Source organism: Streptosporangium sp. NPDC001559 (assembly GCF_042893955.1).
Classification (GTDB): domain Bacteria; phylum Actinomycetota; class Actinomycetes; order Streptosporangiales; family Streptosporangiaceae; genus Streptosporangium.
Genome location: NZ_JBIAVG010000008.1, coordinates 149,592 through 166,155 on the forward strand (window position 1 = coordinate 149,592; position 16,564 = coordinate 166,155).

Consider the following 16,564-nt stretch of genomic DNA (forward strand, 5'->3'; position numbering starts at 1 on the left):
TACGGCGGGGCGGCCGGGCCGAAAGAGAGGGGTGGCCGACCGCCCCGCGGAATCAGTTGGCCTGTCCGATGGGCTTGAGGTAGGTGTTCGGGTCGGCGAGCTGCTTGTCCACGACCGCCTTGAAGTAGGCGGACCGGCTGGCCTCGTCGGTCTGCCGCTTGATGATCTCGTCCACGTTGTCCTTGTTCACGACCAGCGTGCCGGGGTTCCACCAGCCGGTCGGCGCCGGCTTGCCGGTCCGCTTGCTGTCGATGAGCAGGCGCATCGCGATGTAGCCCTTGAGCCAGTGCTCGGGCGAGGAGAGCGCGAACAGCTGGCCCTTCTTGACGGCCTGCAGCGCCTCCGGCGGGATGTCCGCCGAGCCGGCGAGGAACTCACGGCCGGTCTGCTGCTTGATCAGCGGCAGCGAGACGCCGTCCTGGCCGCCGACGCCGAGGAAGGCGATGGCCTTCGGGTTGGCCTTGACGATGCCCTGCCAGGCGTTGAAGTTGTCGGTCGGCTCGGACTTGGCGTCGAACGGGCCCTTGATCGTCAGCTTGGGACGCTTGGCCTTGATGACCGAGACGAGTCCCTCGATGCGCTGGTTGAGCAGCTGAAGGCCGGGGATGTCGTTGCCGATCACGACGTCGCCGGTGGCGTCCTCGGGCACGTGCTTGATGAACTCCTCGCCGAGCGCGACGCCCAGCTCGGTGTTGCTGTTGCCGACGAAGAGGTCGACCTTGGTCCCGGGCGGGGGCGCGGTGTCCACTGCGGCCATCGGGATGTTCTGGTCGGTCGCCTGGTTGAGCGGCCGGACGAACAGGTCGGGGGTGAGGGTCTCCAGCCCGATGCCGTCGGGGGAGTTCCTGATCGCGGACTGGAAGAGCTGGACCTGGGCGGGGCCGTTGACCCCGACGGGGGCGGCCTGGTTGAGGGTGACGTTGCCGTCCTGGTCGGCGGCGGCCTTGGCGCCGAACGCCATCTCCTGGAACGGGTTCTGGGTGGACGTGGCGTAGATGAAGCCCATCTTCAGGGGCTTCTTTGCGTCCCCTCCCCCGCTCGCGCCCGCCGTCTCCTGCGAACCGGACGAGCCGGACGGGCCAGAGGAACAGGCCGTGAGCGCGATGGCCGAGGCGGTGAGAATCGACAGGGCGGTGAACGTACGGCGGCTACGCCTCGGTCCAGCGGTCATGGGGTGGCTCCTCTTAATTCCTATTTTTATGGGATAAATCAGGTTTCTCCGGATAGCCAAGTTCGGATCACCGGGTTTTGTTAGAGGTGGATGGAACAGTCCCCACAGGTCGTTCCCTGCGGGTCCCCGCCGTTCGAAGGGCCCTACAGGCCGAGCGCCTCGTCCTTGCGCCTGCGGCGCCTGCGCAACAGGCTGTCCAGCGAGACGGCCAGCAGGATCACCGCGCCGGTGGCGAAGGAGCTCCAGTTGACCGGGATGTTGAAGTACTGCAGGCCGCTGCCGACCACGGCCAGCAGGATCGCGCCGAAGATCGCGCCGACCACCGTCGCCGTGCCGCCGCGCAGCGGGGTTCCGCCGATGACGGCCGCCGCGATCGCCTGCAGCTCGAACCCGGTGCCGATGTTGGGGTCACCGGAGGTGAAGAAGGCCAGGCCGAGGGCCGCGGCCACACCCGCGAGCAGGCCGACCAGCACCAGGACCTGCATCCTGACCCGGTTGGCCGAGATGCCGGAGAAGGTGGCGGCGTCGGGGTTGGAGCCGATGGAGCGCACCCGGTAACCGAAGGAGGTGAAGCGCAGCACGACCGTGAGCACGATCGCGAAGATGATCAGCACCCACACGCTCGTGTAGACGCCGAAGATCTTGCCGCCCAGGATCGTGAAGAAGGAGTCCTCGACCGGCATGCCGGTCACCTGCTGGCCCTCGCTCAGGGCCAGGGACAGTCCTCGATAGACCGACAGGGTCGCCAGCGTCGCCACGATGGTCGGGATGCCGATGTACTGCACGACGAGCGCGTTCACCAGGCCGAGGACGCCGCCGAGCACGACGCCGAGCAGCCCCGCCAGCCACGGGGAGAGCCCCTGGTTGATCAGCAGGCCCATGCTGATGAGTGACAGGCCGAACATCGAGCCGACCGAGAGGTCGATCTCCCGCATGGAGATCAGGAAGGCCATGCCTCCGGCGAGCAGGCCGACGTAGACCGACGCCTGCAGGGTGTCGAGCAGCTGCGCGGCCGACAGGAAGTCCGGGTGCAGGACGCCGATGACGACGACCAGCGCGATCGTCGCGACCAGCACGCTCATGGACTCCATCGCGGGAACGCGGCGCGCCAGGGCGGCCAGTCCCCCGCCAGGACGCTCCCCCGGAACATCCGGGGCGTCCAGCGCGGGCGTCCCCTTAGTTCCGACATCGTCGACACTCACGGCGTCCCTCCGTCTCTTGTCGTGGTACCGGACTTCCGCTAAGGCTCCCGGACGGGGAGGTGAACGTACTTGACCCTGAGTGACCACTCCTTGTCTTTCGCTCACCCCGTCCCTCTCCGGCGAGGTGCGCGGAGCTTACCCGTGGTTAGCGTGACTGTCATCGCGCCTGGCGTGACTCAAGAAGGACATAGAGGTGAGCACACTCGTGAACCCCTTGGAAGACCCCTTGAAAGACAGGGTCGCCCTGGTCACCGGAGGTGGCTCGGGCATCGGTGAGGCGATCTGCAGGCGCCTCGACGCGGACGGGGCGACCGTGGTCGTGCTCGACCGGGTGAGGTCGGCGGCGGAGCTGACCGCAGGGACGCTTCGTAAGTCCCACGCGCTGGTCGCCGACGTGTCCGACTCGGCCTCGGTCGACGCGGCGGTCGCCGAGGTGGCCGCCACCCACGGCCGTCTGGACATCCTGGTCAACAACGCCGGGGTACGCGGCGGGCAGGAGGCCGAGGACGCCTTCGCCAGGCTCGACACCCGTCTCGACGAGCTGCGGACCGACGGCGCCGCGGCCACCACGGTCGACGCCACCGTGAGCATCTCCGACGAGGCCTGGCGGGACATGATCGCCGTACACCTCGACGGCACGTTCTACTGCACCAGGGCCGCGCTGCGGGTCATGACCGGGCAGCGCTCCGGGGTGGTCGTCAACGTCTCCTCGATCTGCGGCCTCACCGGCTGCGAGCACCTGCCGCACTACTCGGCGGCCAAGGGCGGCATCCAGGCCCTGACCAGGGCCGTGGCCCGCGACGTCGCGCCGTACGGCATCCGCGTCAACTGCGTGGCGCCCGGCTACATCGAGACCCCGCTCGGGTCGGTCATCGGCGGGCGGATGCGCGCCGACCTTGAGGAGCGCATCGCCCTCGGCCGGTTCGGACTGCCCAGGGAGATCGCCGACACGGTGGCCTTCCTCGCCGGGGAGGGCGGGAGCTACTTCACCGGCCAGACGCTCAGCCCCAACGGCGGCCTGGTGATCGCATGACCCGACTCCAGGCCGACGTGATCGTGGTCGGCGCCGGTTCCGCCGGGTCCGTGCTCGCGCGCAGGCTCGCCGACGCGGGGGCGAGCGTGCTGCTCGTCGAGGCCGGGCCGCAGGGCCGCTTCCCCGCGGTCGACGACCCGACGCGGATGCACGAGCTGTGGGACTCCCCTCTCGACTGGGGTTATCGTACGGTCCCGCAGCGGCACGCCCACGGCCGCCGGCTGCACCTGCCGCGCGGCAGGGCCGTCGGCGGGTCGCACAACCTGAACGCCATGATCTGGGTGCGGGGCAACCCGGCCGACTACGACGACTGGGCCGCCAGGGGAAACCCGGGGTGGGCGTGGGAGGACGTGCGGCCGGTCTTCGCCAGGATCGAGGCCGTCGACTCTGCGCAGAGTCAGCCGCGTGGCCCGCTGCACATCCTGACCGGCTACGAGCCCTCGGCCGCCCACCTGGCGATCGTCGAGGCCGCCCAGCAGGCCGGGCTGCCGTTCAACCCCGACTACAACGGGGCGTCGCAGGACGGCGTCTCCTTCATGCAGTTCACCATCCAGGACCACCGCAGGCTGACGACCGCGGACGCCTATCTCGGGCCGCTGGCCGGGCGTGACGGATTCACCCTGGTCTCCGGCGCGCACGTCCACCGACTGCTGTTCGAGGGCGAGCGCTGTGTCGGCGTCGAGTGGGAACGCGACGGCGTGCTCGAACAGGGTCTGGCCGGGCACGAGGTCGTGTTGAGCGCCGGGGCCATCGGCTCGCCGGAGATCCTGCTGCGTTCGGGCATCGGCGACGCCGGGGAGCTGGGCTCGCACGGCATCGCCGTACTGGCCGACCTGCCCGGGGTCGGGCGCAACCTTCAGGACCACTGGCTGGTCCCGGTGATCGCCGGGATGGAGCGGCAGCTTCCCGTCTCGCACGGGCTGCCGCGCACCCAGAGCCACCTGTTCTGGCGTAGCAGGCCCGAGCTGGCGGTGCCCGACCTGCAGCCGCTGCACTTCGACGCGCCGCTGTACGAGCGGTGGATGGAGGGGCCGCCGGACGGCGTCTCGCTCATGGCCGGTCTGGTCCGCCCGGCCAGTCACGGCGATATCCGGCTCTCCGGCCCCTCGCCGGCCGACCCGCTGCTCATCGACCCCAACGTGCTCGCCGAGCACGCCGACGTCGAGGCGCTGGCGGCGGCCGTACGGCTGTGCCAGGAGATCGCGGCGGCTCCCGCGCTGCGGGAGGACCTGGGGGCCTACGAGCTGTACCCGGGGGCGCTGGCCGACACCACCGAGGGGCTGTACGCGTACATCAGGGAGAGCGTGGTCACCTACCACCACCAGTCGGGCACCTGCAAGATGGGGGTGGACGAGGCGGCGGTGGTCGATCCGAGGCTGCGGGTCCACGGCGTCACCGGGCTGCGGGTCGCGGACGCCTCGATCATGCCCGCGGTGACGACGGGCAACACGAACGCCCCGGCCATCATGATCGCGGAGCGGGCCGCGGAGTTCATGACCTCCTGAGGGCGTGTCCCGGCGACGGTCACCCGCCGCCGGGACGCGTCACTTGTCCTCGCCGGTCTCCCTGACCTCGGCGTGGTCGAGGTCGATGTCGTAGGTCACCGGGAACAGGCGCCGCAGGCCGGTGTCGACCCCTCCGCCGGGGTTGATCTCGAACACCACCTTCTTGCCGCCCCTGGTGATGTCCCTGACCTCCTTGACGACGTGTTCGTGGCTCTGGTCCGCGTGGTCACCCGGCCTGCGGACCGCCTCGGGAACCCATGCGTTCTCGTCCTCCCGCGCCACCGCGACCTCCTCGACCCGGTATGGATGTGTCACCCGCAACCAGGCTAACTCCGGCGACCGCTCAGTAGCCCCGGACGGCGAAGGCCAGGAACTGGGTGATCTCGCTTTCGTCGAAGTTGTCGTCGGAGCCGACGACCAGGACGCGTTCGCCGGAGGCCAGGCGCGGCCCCCAGCCCAGGCTCTCCAGGTTCTGCACCGTCGCCCCGTCCGCGTTGAAGTCGTGGACCAGGCGCTTGGTGACGGCCCGGTACGGCGTGCCGCCGGTCAGGCTGTCCCTGCCCAGCACGTTCGTCGCGCCGCGCAGGTCGATCTCGTACAGCTTGACCCGGTAGCCGACGCCCTCGATCCAGAACCGTTCGAGGGACAGCAGCCGGTCGTCATTGACGGCCAGAATCTCCGAGACGCCGCCGTCGTACCTGCCGGTCTCCGGGACGGGGGCGGCGGGCAGCCGGTCGATCGGGTAGGCGTACTGCGCGCGGGTCCTGCCGTTCCTGTCCCACACGGTGATGCGGGAGAGCGCGCCGTGCTCGGTCGTCATGATGTCGCCGTCCTCGAAGCGGGGTCCCTCGACGATGGCCGCGATGCCGTGGGGGGTGAAGGTCAGGCCCTCGAACCCGGCGTTGTGGCGGGGGCCCGAGGTGGTGTTCGTCATCGTGAGGTTGCCGGGGATCGGCAGGCCGCCGCGGTCGTGACCGCCCCGGTCGACCCAGCGCAGCGACATCTGGACGACCGGGTTGCCCGTGGTGCCCTCCTTCGGCCTGTCGCCCTCGCTGCTCCACAGGATCCTGCGGCTCCACGGGTCGTAGCGGATGGCCTCCGGGTCTGCGGCCTCGGGCTGGCCGTAGCCGGGGTAGGGCGTCCCGTCGGGGCGCAGGAGGGTGGTGACCCCGGTGATGCTCACGCCCTCGAAGCGCCGGGTGAGCGGGTTGATGTCGATCTTGCCGGTGTAGTAGCGGGCGGGGTTGTAGCGCGCCCGGTCGTCGGAGATGAAGTACCACGTGCCGGTGAGCGGGTCGCGGTCGATGCCGGACAGGCCGCCGACGACGGTCCCCTGGAACTGGGCCTTGTGCGGCAGGTTCCGCTCACCGAGGAAGTGGGTGATGCGGACCTCGTCGGCGGGCGCCGCCACCGCGGGCTGCGCCTGGACGGTTCCCAGCCCGGCCATCATCACGACCGCGAGGAGGGCTCGCGTCATTGTTCGCCGATTCTTCATGCGTTTCTCCGAATCCCGAAAATGCCTCATACAGAACTGGCGGAGACATGAGACCGCGAAACGCGACGACTGTCCACGGAAATCGGAATCCGGGTGTACGGCTGGCCGGAGGCGGCCACGGAGAATCCGGCGGAACACGCGTCGAACCGCTTTCCCGGCGGCGACCGATTCAGCGATTCAGCTGGTCAGCGGCATGACAAGGGCCACAACCCCACAAACGCGAAGAAAACTCAAGAACAGAAAAAAGGGCCGATAAATGTATATTTATCGACCCTTTTCTAAGGTGAGCGAGGCTCAGACCTGCTCCACCTGTTCCCGGGAATCCACCGGAGGTTCGGCTCCCTCCGTGACGGGTGTCGCGATCGGGCGCAGCAGGGCCCAGGCGATGAACGCGGCGGCCACGGAACCGACGGCGCCGACGATCATGCCCGAGGACATCGCGTTGACGAAGGCCGCCTTGGCGGCGCTCGCCAGCGACGGGTCTCCGAGGGAGAGCGCGACGGCGATCGACTCCTTGGCCGGGGCGGGCGCGCTCTCCGGCATGCCCGAGGAGTAGGCGGCGGCCAGGACGCTGCCGAGCAGGGCGACGCTGAGCGCGCCACCGGTCTGCTGGACGGTGTCGTTGAGCGCCGAGCCGATGCCGGCTCGGTCCGGCGGCACCGCGCTCATCAGCGAGGCGTAGGCCGCGGGCCCGACCAGGCCGCCGCCGACGCCCATCACCATCAGGCCGCAGATGAACAGGCCGTAGCCGCTGTCCGGCGTCAGCCGGGTGAGCACCACGAAGCCCGCCGCGAACACCAGCATGCCCGCCGTCACCAGGGTGCGGTTGGACAGCTTCTTGCCCAGCGTCGCGCCCAGGCCGTTGAAGACGATGGCCGCGATCATGTAGGGGATGAGCGCCAGGCTCGCCTGGAGGACCCCGTACCCCAGGACGAACTGCAGGTACTGGGTGAGCATCAGCAGCAGGCCGCCCGCGGAGAAGGCCAGCAGCACGATCGAGAAGCTGGCGCCGCTGAAGTTGCGCTCACGCCAGAGCCCGAGCGGCAGCATGGCGTGCGGGTTGCGCCGCTCCCAGAGGAAGAAGCCGGTCAGCAGCACGATCGCGGCCAGCCCGGAGGCCAGCACGGCGGGCGAGGTCCAGCCCCGTTCGGGCACCGAGATGATCATCCAGACCAGGGCGACCATTCCCGCGGTCGACAGCACCGCCCCGAGGAGATCGATGGGCCTGGCCTGCCCGCGGGACTCCGGCATGAGCAGCAGCGCCGCGGCGATCGCGATCACACTGATCGGGACGTTGACCAGGAAGACCGAGCCCCACCAGTAGTGGTCGAGCAGGAAGCCGCCGAGCGAGGGCCCGGCGATCCCGCCGGCCATGAGCACCGAGCTCCAGGCCGCGATGGCCTTGCGCTGCTCGGACTGGTCGAAGACGTTCATGATGATGGACAGGGTGCTCGGCATGAGGAACGATCCGCCGAACCCCATCAGCGCCCGGCAGGCGATGAGCTGGGCGGGGTTCTGGGCGAACGTCGCGATCAGCGAGGCCCCGCCGAACAGCGCCAGGCCGATGACCAGGAAGCGCCGCCTGCCGTAGCGGTCGGACAGGGCGCCGACCGTGAGCAGCACACCGGCGAAGGCCAGCATGTAGGCGTTGATGATCCACTGGATGTCCGCCGGGGTCGCGCCGAGCTCCCGCATGAGGGAGGGGATGGCGAGGTTGAGGATGCCGTTGTCGACGACCAGCACGAGCAGGCTCAGGCAGAGGACACCGAGGATCAACCACCGTCTTGGGTGGGGGGACGACATGACTACTCCATGACTCGTACGGTGTTCGAGACCTTTCTCGCACACCGTACTATAGATCTCGCACATCGTGCGAGTGCTTAATCGACGCCCTCTTCCACTCCCTTCCGACGGGGATCTCCGGCCGGTGCGGCGCGCGGCCACCGCACCGGCCGGAAGTTCACATCACGACATGTCACCGCACGTCAGGACGACTTTCGGCGCGTGTCGCGGTCCGGCCAGCACCAGGAGGACCAGGGGCCTCCACAGGCGCGGCGCCTCACCGGCCCGTCCCCTCTTCGAGCACCGGCAGGGCGGCCCAGCCGTCCGGGGAGGCGGGCGCGCCGTCGTGGACCACGTAGTGGTGGGGGGCCATCGCCGCCATCCGTCCCGACAGCCTCCCCACGCAGGCGGTGTGGACCTCGACCGGCGAGACGGGCCCGGCGAGGTGGCACACCAGCCGCCCGCCGTCCTCGGTCACGTGGAAGGGACGGTCCCCGACCGCGTCGCGGACGAGCCGCTCGACCTCGGGCAGGTGGACCCAGCACGCGTCGATCGTCGTCCACCCCTCCCCCCGTTCCAGGGGAACGACCCCGGTCAGCCCGGACACCTCGGACAGCGGCACGTCCCGGTCCGCCGCCTCGATGAGCAGCCGTACGATCCCCTCTCCGAACGCCTCGGCGTCCGCGCGCGGCAGGCAGCGCGGGTCGGCCCAGAGGGTGAAGTCCACCTCACCCTCGACGGTGCGCACCCACAGTGAGACGCGGGTCGGCATCGTCGCCTCGGGCAGCCAGTGGGAGCGCACGTCCTGCTCGTACTCCTCGGTACGGCTCGCCCGCCGCCCCTGGCCGTGGACGCTCATGTCGTTGAAGACGATGTCCCTGGCGAAGAAGATCCCCCTCGACCGCTGCACCTCCTCCATGACCTGGATGAGCGCGTCGGAGTCGAACCGGCTGTTCTGGTAGGCGGCCAGCGCCGCCGCCCTGGTACGCCGCAGCACACCGTCGAACGTGGTCTCGTCGAGGTCGATCGGGACCAGGGCGTCCTGGGCGAGCGGGCCGACGTAGTCCCGCAGTTCGGGACGGAACCGGTTGCCCGAGATCGCCAGGGCGACGGCCGTACGCTGTCCCGACCGCAGCCCGGCGAGCAGGGTGTAGGCGGCGAGCATCGCGGCCGAGCGGCTGACGCCGGTACGGGTTCCGATCCGGCCGAGCGCCCGGGCGGCCACCGTCGAACGCACCTGCAGCCTGGGCATCAGCCAGTCGTTGTCGCCGTCGTCCACGGAGGCGGTGAAGGTCGAGCGGGGGATCCGCTCCAGCTTGGTCCGCCAGTACTCGATGGCGGCCTGCGCCCGCTTGAGGCTCGCCGGGCTCCGCTCCGTCCACGCCACCTCGAGCGGCTGGGGGGCGGTGACGGGCTCCGGGGTCTCGCCGAGCAGCAGGCGGTTCAGCTCCACCCGCAGCAGGCTCAGCCCCACGGCGTCCACCGTGGTGTGCGTGAGCACCAGGATGACGCGTTCGGGCACCCCGTCGGAGACGGTCACCGCCGCCCGCACCGGAAGCTCCCCCTCCGGGTCGAACCGTACGGCCTGCAGCCTGGCGGCCACCTCGTCGGCCAGGTCGGCCGAGCCCCGGGACTCGTGCACCCCGATGACCAGTTCGCCCTCGCCCGCGACGTGCTGGAGGTCGTCGCGGAACGTGGTGCGCAGCGACTCGTGCCGGGAGATGAGCAGGACCACGGCCGTGACCACGTCGTCGAGCGTCTTCCCCGGCGGAACGGTGAGCACGAAACCGTAGTTCATGTGCTCCGGCGGGTCGGTGAGCACGCAGCGGATCATGTTGGCCTGACCGGAGGTCGGCGGCCCGCTGGCCGTGCGCCCGCCCTGGAAGCGGACCACGAGCCCGGCGGGGCTGCCGGGCAGGGCCTCGGCGACCTGCCCGCCCGCGCTCATCGGGCGCTCTTCGGCCGCAGGTCGGTCCACACCTGTTCGATGTGCTCCAGGCACTCCTGTCTACTTCCCGAGGTGCCGTCCGTCCGCCAGCCTCCGGGGAGGGGGCGCTCGGCGGGCCAGATCGAGTACTGCTCCTCGTGGTTGACCACGACTTGGTAGGTCACGGGGGATGCTCCTTGCTGTGGTTGTGCGGAAAAGCCGCCGCCGGGCCGGGCGGCGGCCTTTCCGTGGACGGGGTCCCGGCCGGTCAGGAGACCCCTTGGGCGAGGCGGGCGACCTCCTCGTCGGAGAGCCCGGCGATCTCCGCCAGGAGCAGTTCCTCGACGAGACCGGCCAGACCGGCGACCGTGCTGTTCTCGAACATCGCCCGGATCGGGATGTCGATGTCGGTGATGGCCCTGATCCGCGCGATGACACGGGTGGCCAGGAGCGAGTGGCCGCCGATGGCGAAGAAGTCGTCGAGCGCGCCGACCTCCGCGGCGCCGAGCACCTCGCAGAAGACCTCGGCGACCAGTTGTTCGGCGTCGGTCCTCGGCGGCACCGAGGGGGCGCGCCGGTCGATGGACGGCGCGGGCAGCGCCTTCCTGTCCACCTTCCCGTTGCGGGTCAGGGGCAGCTCGCCGAGCGTCACCCACGCCGAGGGGACCAGGTAGGGCGGCAGACTCCCGGCGAGGAAGCCGGGCAGCTCGGCCACCGGGTCCGTTTCCCCGTCCTCGGCCACCACGACGTATCCGACGAGGGTGTCCTCGACCGCGGTGACCACGGCCTGCCGTACGGCGGGGTGGGCCAGCAGGCGCGCCTCGACCTCGCCCGGCTCGACCCGGAAACCGCGCACCTTGATCTGGTCGTCGATCCGGCCGAGGAACTCCAGGTTCCCGTCGGGACGCCAGCGGGCGCGGTCGCCGGTGCGGTAGAGGCGCTCACCCGGCCCGCCGTACGGGTCGGGCACGAAGCGCTCGGCGGTCAGGCCGGGGCGCCGCAGGTAGCCCCTGGCCAGGCCCGCGCCGCCCAGGCACAGCTCGCCGGGGGCGCCGGGCGGCACGAGCGAGCCGTCCTCGGCGAGGATCGCGGCGTGGACGCCGCCGATGGGCCGCCCGATGGGGGGCCGCTCCCCCGCCTCCCCCACGCGCGCGCCCGGCCCGGCGATCTCGGCGGCGGTCGCGATGATCGTCGCCTCGGTCGGGCCGTAGGTGTTGACGAGGCGTACCCGGTCGCCGAAGCGTTCGCGCCACCTGGCGACCGCGTCGGCCTTCAGCTCCTCCCCGCCCAGGATGACCAGCCGCAGCGCGGGCGGCCAGGCGATCTCGTCGATCTGGCCGACCAGGTGGTGCCAGTACGCCGTGGGCAGGTCGAGCACGGTCACCCGGCTCCCCTCCGGCGTGGCGAGCAGGTCGGGCAGGGTCACCGCCCCCTCGGGCAGCAGTTCGAGACGGGCCCCGGCCGCCAGCGCCGGGTAGATCTCCTCGGCGTGGGTGTCGAAGCTCAGGGTCGCGAACTGCACGACCCGGTCGTCGGGGCCGAGGCCGTACTCCCCGGTCATCCAGGCGACCCGGGCGGCCAGGCCGTCGTGTTCGACGAGCACGCCCTTCGGCGTCCCCGAGGAGCCCGAGGTGTAGATCACGTAGGCGACCCCCTCGGCCGCGACTCCCTCGATCTCCTCCTCGACGAAGGCGCGCCGCTCCTCGGGCAGCGCCGGATCGAGCGGCAGGTAGGCGGCGCCCGCCCGCCAGGCCCCGAGCAGCGCCGCGACGCCCTCCGGGGTGCGGTCGACCGGGACGACGGCGATCCGTCCCCGCTCGAAGCCCGCGGCGGCCTTCTCGGCGAGTTCGTCCAGCTCGTGGTAGGTGACGACCCGTCCGGCGCAGCCGACGGCCGGGGCGTCCCCGCGCTCCCGCACGGCCCGCGCGAGCAGTTCGGACACCGGCACCGGGGCGGGCGGCACCGGTCCGCGCGAGGCGGCGGCGAGGAAGGTCTCGTCGGCCTCGGTGAGCATGGGCAGCTCGGACAGGCGCCGGTCGGGGTCGGCGGTGATCCCGCGCAGCAGGGTCTCCAGGCGGGTGGCGTACGCCTCGGCTGTCGCCCGTTCGAACAGCGTCGTGTCGTACTCAAGCTCGACGTACAGGTCCCCGGCGTCGTGCCAGGCCTCAAGCATCAGGTCGAACTTGGCCTGCGCGCGGCCCCCGGAGAACTGGCCCGCCGACAGCCCGGGGAAGGGCTTGGGCACCCGCCCGGAGTTCTCCGTGTGCAGGACCGCCATCGTCTGGAAGACGGGGGTGCGGGTCAGGTCGCGTTCGATCTGGAGCGAGCCGACGAGTTCCTCGAACGGCAGCCCCTGGTTGGCGAAGGCGTCGAGCACGGTCGCGCGGGTCGCGGCGAGGAACTCGGTGAAGGTCGGGTCGCCCGACAGGTCGCCGCGCAGCACCGGGACGTCGGTGATGTAGCCGATGACCGACTCCAGCTCGACGGTGTCCCTGCCCGCGTTCGAGGTGCCGACCAGGATGTCGTCCTGGCCGCTGTGCCGGGACAGCAGGACCTGGTAGGCGGCCAGCAGGGTCATGAAGAGCGTCGCGCCCCTGCGGCGGCCCATCGCGACGAGCGCGTCCGCCTCCGCCGGGTCGAGCCTGAAGCCCACGACGGCGCCGTGCCTGGTGCCGCCGACCGCGTGCGGCCGGTCGGTCGGCAGGGCCAGCGGGGTCGGGTCGGCCAGCTGGGCGCTCCAGTAGTCGAACAGCTTCGAGGAGTCCCGCCCGCGCTGCCACACGACCAGGTCGCCGAACTGCAGCGGCACCGGGGGCAGCGAGCCTCCCGAGTACAGCACGGCCAGTTCGTCGCGCAGGATGTTCAGCGACCAGCCGTCACCGAGGATGTGGTGGGCGACCACGCACAGGACGTGGTCGTCGGGTCCCTGCTCGATGAGCGTGACCCGCACGGCCGGTTCCCCGGTGAGGTCGAAGGGGGTGTTCACCCGCTCGGGGACGATTGTCGTCGCGTCCCCCTTGAGGCGTTCGATCTCCACCGGCTTCGGCGGGTCGATCACCACGACCGGCTGGCCGTCCACCTCGGGGAACCGGGTGCGCAGGGTCTCGTGGCGGGCGACGACCCCGTCGAAGGCCCTGCCGAGCGCCTCGACGTCGAGGGAACCGGTCAGCCGCAGGACGAGGTTGATGTTGAAGGCGGCGTTGCCCGCGGGGTCGAACCGGTTGAGGAACCACAGCCGTTCCTGCCCGGGCGACAGCGGCGGCGTCGTCCCCTCGGGGCGGGGGGCGGGCACGTCGCCGAGGCCGGTGTCCTCGGTGTCCAGCAGTTCGGCGAGCGCCGCGACCGTCGGCCTGGTGAACACCTCCCGCACCGGGACGCGCACCGGCAGCCGGGCGGTGACCATGGTGGCCAGCAGCGAGTGACCGCCGAGGGCGAAGAAGTCGTCGTGCGCGCCGACCGTCTCGCGCCCCAGCACCTCGGCGAACACCTCGGCGACCAGCCGCTCGTTCGGAGTGCGCGGCGGCGTCGTGTCCGCGGTGGCCGGTTCCCGCATGGCGCCGGTCAGGATCGCCGGCAGCGCCTTGCGGTCGACCTTGCCGTTGGGGGTCAGCGGCAGTTCCTCCAGGACGACGAACGACTGCGGCACCAGGTAGCCGGGAAGCTGGGCGGCCATGTGCTCCCGCAGGGCGCCGGTGCCCGGAAGGTCGGCGACGACGACGGCGACCAGGGTCTCCTCGTGCACCGTGGCCACGGCCTGCCGTACGGCGGGGTGGGTCTCCAGGACGGCCTCGACCTCGCCGAGCTCGATCCGGTGACCGCGTAGTTTGACCTGGTTGTCGGTCCTGCCGAGGAACTCGATCGTCCCGTCCGGCAGCCAGCGGCCCACGTCCCCGGTGCGGTAGAGGCGCTCACCCGGCCCGCCGTACGGGTCGGGCACGAAACGCTCGGCGGTGAGGGCGGGCCTGCCGAGGTAGCCGTCGGCGACGCCGAGGCCGCCGATGAACAGCTCGCCCGGCACGCCGAGCGGCGCCAGACCGCCCGCGGGGTCGAGGATGTGCACGGTGTGCCCGGCGATCGGCCGCCCGATCACGATCTCGTACGGTTCCACGGGGATGTCCCACGTGGTGGAGTAGATCGCCGTCTCGGTCGGGCCGTAGCCGTTGATCAGGCGGTTCGTCCTGGACCGCAGTTCCCTGGCCAGTTGCGGCGGGATCGGCTCCCCGGCGGTCACGCCCGTGACCTTCGGCAGGTCGCCCGTCAGCAGGACGCGCCAGCCGGACGGCGTCGCCTGGACGTGGGTGACCCCGGCCCCGCGGGCCAGTTCGGCGACCGCGGTGCCGTCCCTGGCGTCCTCGGCGACGACGACCCTGCCTCCGGTGACCAGCGGGAGGTACAGCTCGATGGCGGAGATGTCGAAGGCGATCGAGGTGAGGGCGAGCCAGGCGTGCTCGGGGCGGGCGCCGACCAGGGAGCCGATGGCCAGCAGCGTGTTGGCCAGCGCGGAGTGCGGTACGGCCACGCCCTTCGGACGGCCGGTCGAGCCGGAGGTGTAGAGCACGTAGGCGGTGTCGTCCAGGTGGGGACGGGGCAGGGTGACGGCCGGGTCCGCCGGGGGCAGGTCGAGCAGGTCGTCATCGGTGAGGACGAGCGCGGCGCCGGAGTCCTCGGTCACGTAGTCCACCCGCGCCTGCGGGTAGGCGGGGTCGACGGGCAGGTAGGCCGCGCCGGACAGGGTGACGCCGAGCAGCGCGACCAGCGTGCCGGGGCCCCTGCGCACCCGGACCGCGACCAGCGATCCCCTGCCGACGCCTGCCTCGCGCAGCCGTACGGCCAGCGCGGTCGCCCTCTCGCAGAGTTCGGCGTAGGTGAGACCGGGACCGTTCTCCGCGGTGACGGCGACGGCGTCGGGCCGGGCGGCCACCTGGGTGAGGAACATGTCGGCCAGCGTCTCGCTCGGCCGTTCGGCGGGGTTCGCCCTGTCCAGCAGCCACCGGCGTTCCCCGTCGGGCAGGATGTCCAGGGTGCCGACGGGCGTCTGCGGCGCGTCGAGCGCCGCGGCGAGCAGGACGGGCAGCCGGGCGGCGAGTCGTTCCGCGCTCTCCCGGTCGAACAGGTCGGTGCTGTAGACGAGGGAGCCGGACAGGCCTCCGTCGGGCAGGGGCCACAGGTCGAGGGACAGGTCGGTCCTGGCGGCGGCCCAGCCGGGCGGGAAGGACTCCTCGCGCAGGCCGGGCAGCGGGCCCTCGCTCACCTCGCCGCTCTGGGTGTGCAGGGCGAAGATCGTCTGGAACAGCGGGGTCCTGCTGGCGTCGCGTTCGAGGCCGAGTTCGCCGAGCAGCCGTTCGAGCGGCACGTCGGAGGCGCCCATGGCCTGGATGACGGTCCTGCGGGTGCGCTTGAGCGCCTCGTCGAAGGACGGCTCGTCCGACAGGTCGGCCCGCAGCATGAGCATCCTGGACAGGAAGCCGATCATCGGTTCCAGCTCGGTGCTGTCGCGGCCCGCGACGGGGGTGCCGACGCAGAAGTCCGTCTGGCCGCTGTGCCGTGACAGGAGCACCTGGTAGGCGGTCAGCAGCACCATGAACGGCGTGGCCCGCCGGGCGCGGGCGAACTCCGAGACCCGCGCGACCAGCTCCGGGGACAGGCCGAAGACCAGTTCGGCGCCGTCGCCGCTGCGTTGCGGGGGGCGCTTCCTGTCGGTGGGGAGGTCGAGCGCGGGGACACCCGACAGGCGCGCGGCCCACTCGGCCACGTCGGCCTCGTCCTGTCTGGCGCGCTGTTCGCGGACGTGCTCGCCGTACTGCAGGGCCAGCGGCGGCAGGGGGTCGCGGCCCGCGTAGTGGTGGGCCAGTTCGTCGCGCAGCACGATGACCGAGGCGCCGTCGGCGATGATGTGGTGCAGTGTCACGGCCAGGACGTGGTCCCGCGCGCCGAGGCGGACGAGCGAGGCCCGCACCGGCGGCGCGGCGGACAGGTCGAAGGGGGTGTTGGCCCGTTCGGCGACGATTCGCCTGGCCTCCTCCTCCGAGTCGGCCTCGAACCGGTCGATCGTCACGGTCCCGGCGGGGAGGACCACGGCGGCGGGCCTGCCGTCGATCTCGTCGAAGCGGGTGCGCAGGGTCTCGTGCCTTCGCACGACCGCCGCGAAGGCGGCTTCGAGAGCGGGGACGTCGAGTTCACCCTGTAGCCGGTAGGCGTGGCAGGTGTTGTAGGAGTGGTCGCGGGGGTCGAAGCGGTGAAGGAACCAGAGCCGTTCCTGCCCGTAGGAGAGCGGCTGGATCTGTTCCATGGCTTACCACCCAACTATGACGCACTTACTGGAAAGTTTACTTACAATTGCCGAGACGGCGACAGTGAACCACGCGTTGCTGGAGCGTTACAAGCCCCCTTTTTGCAGGGCTTTCTCTCTCCGTGCTGGTGTGCCGCATTGACGAATCGGCACTAACTTT

10 protein-coding genes are annotated in these 16,564 nt (G+C 71.1%); 2 read left to right on the forward strand and 8 right to left on the reverse strand.

What is annotated here, in order from left to right:
• Positions 1 to 52: 52 nt before the first annotated feature.
• Together ACFYY8_RS19595 and ACFYY8_RS19600 are read right to left on the reverse strand one after the other, a co-directional pair.
• The gene (locus ACFYY8_RS19595; RefSeq protein WP_390042698.1) at positions 53 to 1,171 is read right to left on the reverse strand and encodes a sugar ABC transporter substrate-binding protein; all 1,119 of its coding nucleotides are present in this window, start codon (positions 1,169 to 1,171) and stop codon (positions 53 to 55) included.
• A 143-nt stretch (positions 1,172 to 1,314) separates the two neighbouring features.
• The gene (locus tag ACFYY8_RS19600) at positions 1,315 to 2,373 is read right to left on the reverse strand and encodes an ABC transporter permease (protein ID WP_390042700.1); all 1,059 of its coding nucleotides are present in this window, start codon (positions 2,371 to 2,373) and stop codon (positions 1,315 to 1,317) included.
• A 193-nt stretch (positions 2,374 to 2,566) separates the two neighbouring features.
• Between ACFYY8_RS19600 and ACFYY8_RS19605 the strand changes: the two genes are divergently transcribed.
• Together ACFYY8_RS19605 and ACFYY8_RS19610 are read left to right on the forward strand one after the other, a co-directional pair.
• Complete coding sequence (locus ACFYY8_RS19605) at positions 2,567 to 3,406, forward strand: SDR family NAD(P)-dependent oxidoreductase (RefSeq protein ID WP_390042702.1); 840 nt, start codon at positions 2,567 to 2,569, stop codon at positions 3,404 to 3,406.
• The gene (locus ACFYY8_RS19610) at positions 3,403 to 4,911 is read left to right on the forward strand and encodes a GMC family oxidoreductase (protein ID WP_390042704.1); all 1,509 of its coding nucleotides are present in this window, start codon (positions 3,403 to 3,405) and stop codon (positions 4,909 to 4,911) included. Before ACFYY8_RS19605 ends, ACFYY8_RS19610 begins: the two co-directional genes overlap by 4 nt.
• Positions 4,912 to 4,950: 39 nt before the next feature.
• On the opposite strand, the gene ACFYY8_RS19615 is transcribed toward ACFYY8_RS19610, so the two are convergent.
• The 6 genes from ACFYY8_RS19615 to ACFYY8_RS19640 all read right to left on the reverse strand — a co-directional run bounded on the left by ACFYY8_RS19615 (position 4,951) and on the right by ACFYY8_RS19640 (position 16,404).
• Positions 4,951 to 5,226, reverse strand: a complete 276-nt coding sequence (locus ACFYY8_RS19615) for a hypothetical protein (protein ID WP_390042706.1) — start codon at positions 5,224 to 5,226, stop codon at positions 4,951 to 4,953.
• A gap of 28 nt (positions 5,227 to 5,254) precedes the next feature.
• Positions 5,255 to 6,388 carry an esterase-like activity of phytase family protein gene (locus ACFYY8_RS19620; protein WP_390042708.1) on the reverse strand — a complete coding sequence of 378 codons (1,134 nt, stop codon included), beginning with the start codon at positions 6,386 to 6,388 and terminating at the stop codon, positions 5,255 to 5,257.
• Between the two features lie 312 nt (positions 6,389 to 6,700).
• Positions 6,701 to 8,350, reverse strand: a complete 1,650-nt coding sequence (locus tag ACFYY8_RS19625) for an MFS transporter (protein ID WP_390042710.1) — start codon at positions 8,348 to 8,350, stop codon at positions 6,701 to 6,703.
• Between the two features lie 115 nt (positions 8,351 to 8,465).
• Positions 8,466 to 10,136, reverse strand: coding sequence for a condensation domain-containing protein (locus ACFYY8_RS19630; RefSeq protein WP_390042712.1), 1,671 nt, complete (start codon positions 10,134 to 10,136; stop codon positions 8,466 to 8,468).
• Positions 10,133 to 10,300: an MbtH family protein gene (locus ACFYY8_RS19635; RefSeq protein WP_390042714.1), complete on the reverse strand. Its 168-nt coding sequence runs from the start codon at positions 10,298 to 10,300 to the stop codon at positions 10,133 to 10,135. Before ACFYY8_RS19635 ends, ACFYY8_RS19630 begins: the two co-directional genes overlap by 4 nt.
• 83 nt (positions 10,301 to 10,383) lie before the next feature.
• A complete protein-coding gene (locus tag ACFYY8_RS19640) occupies positions 10,384 to 16,404 on the reverse strand; it encodes an amino acid adenylation domain-containing protein (protein WP_390042716.1) in 6,021 nt (2,006 codons plus the stop codon).
• Between the last annotated feature and the right edge of the window lie 160 nt (positions 16,405 to 16,564).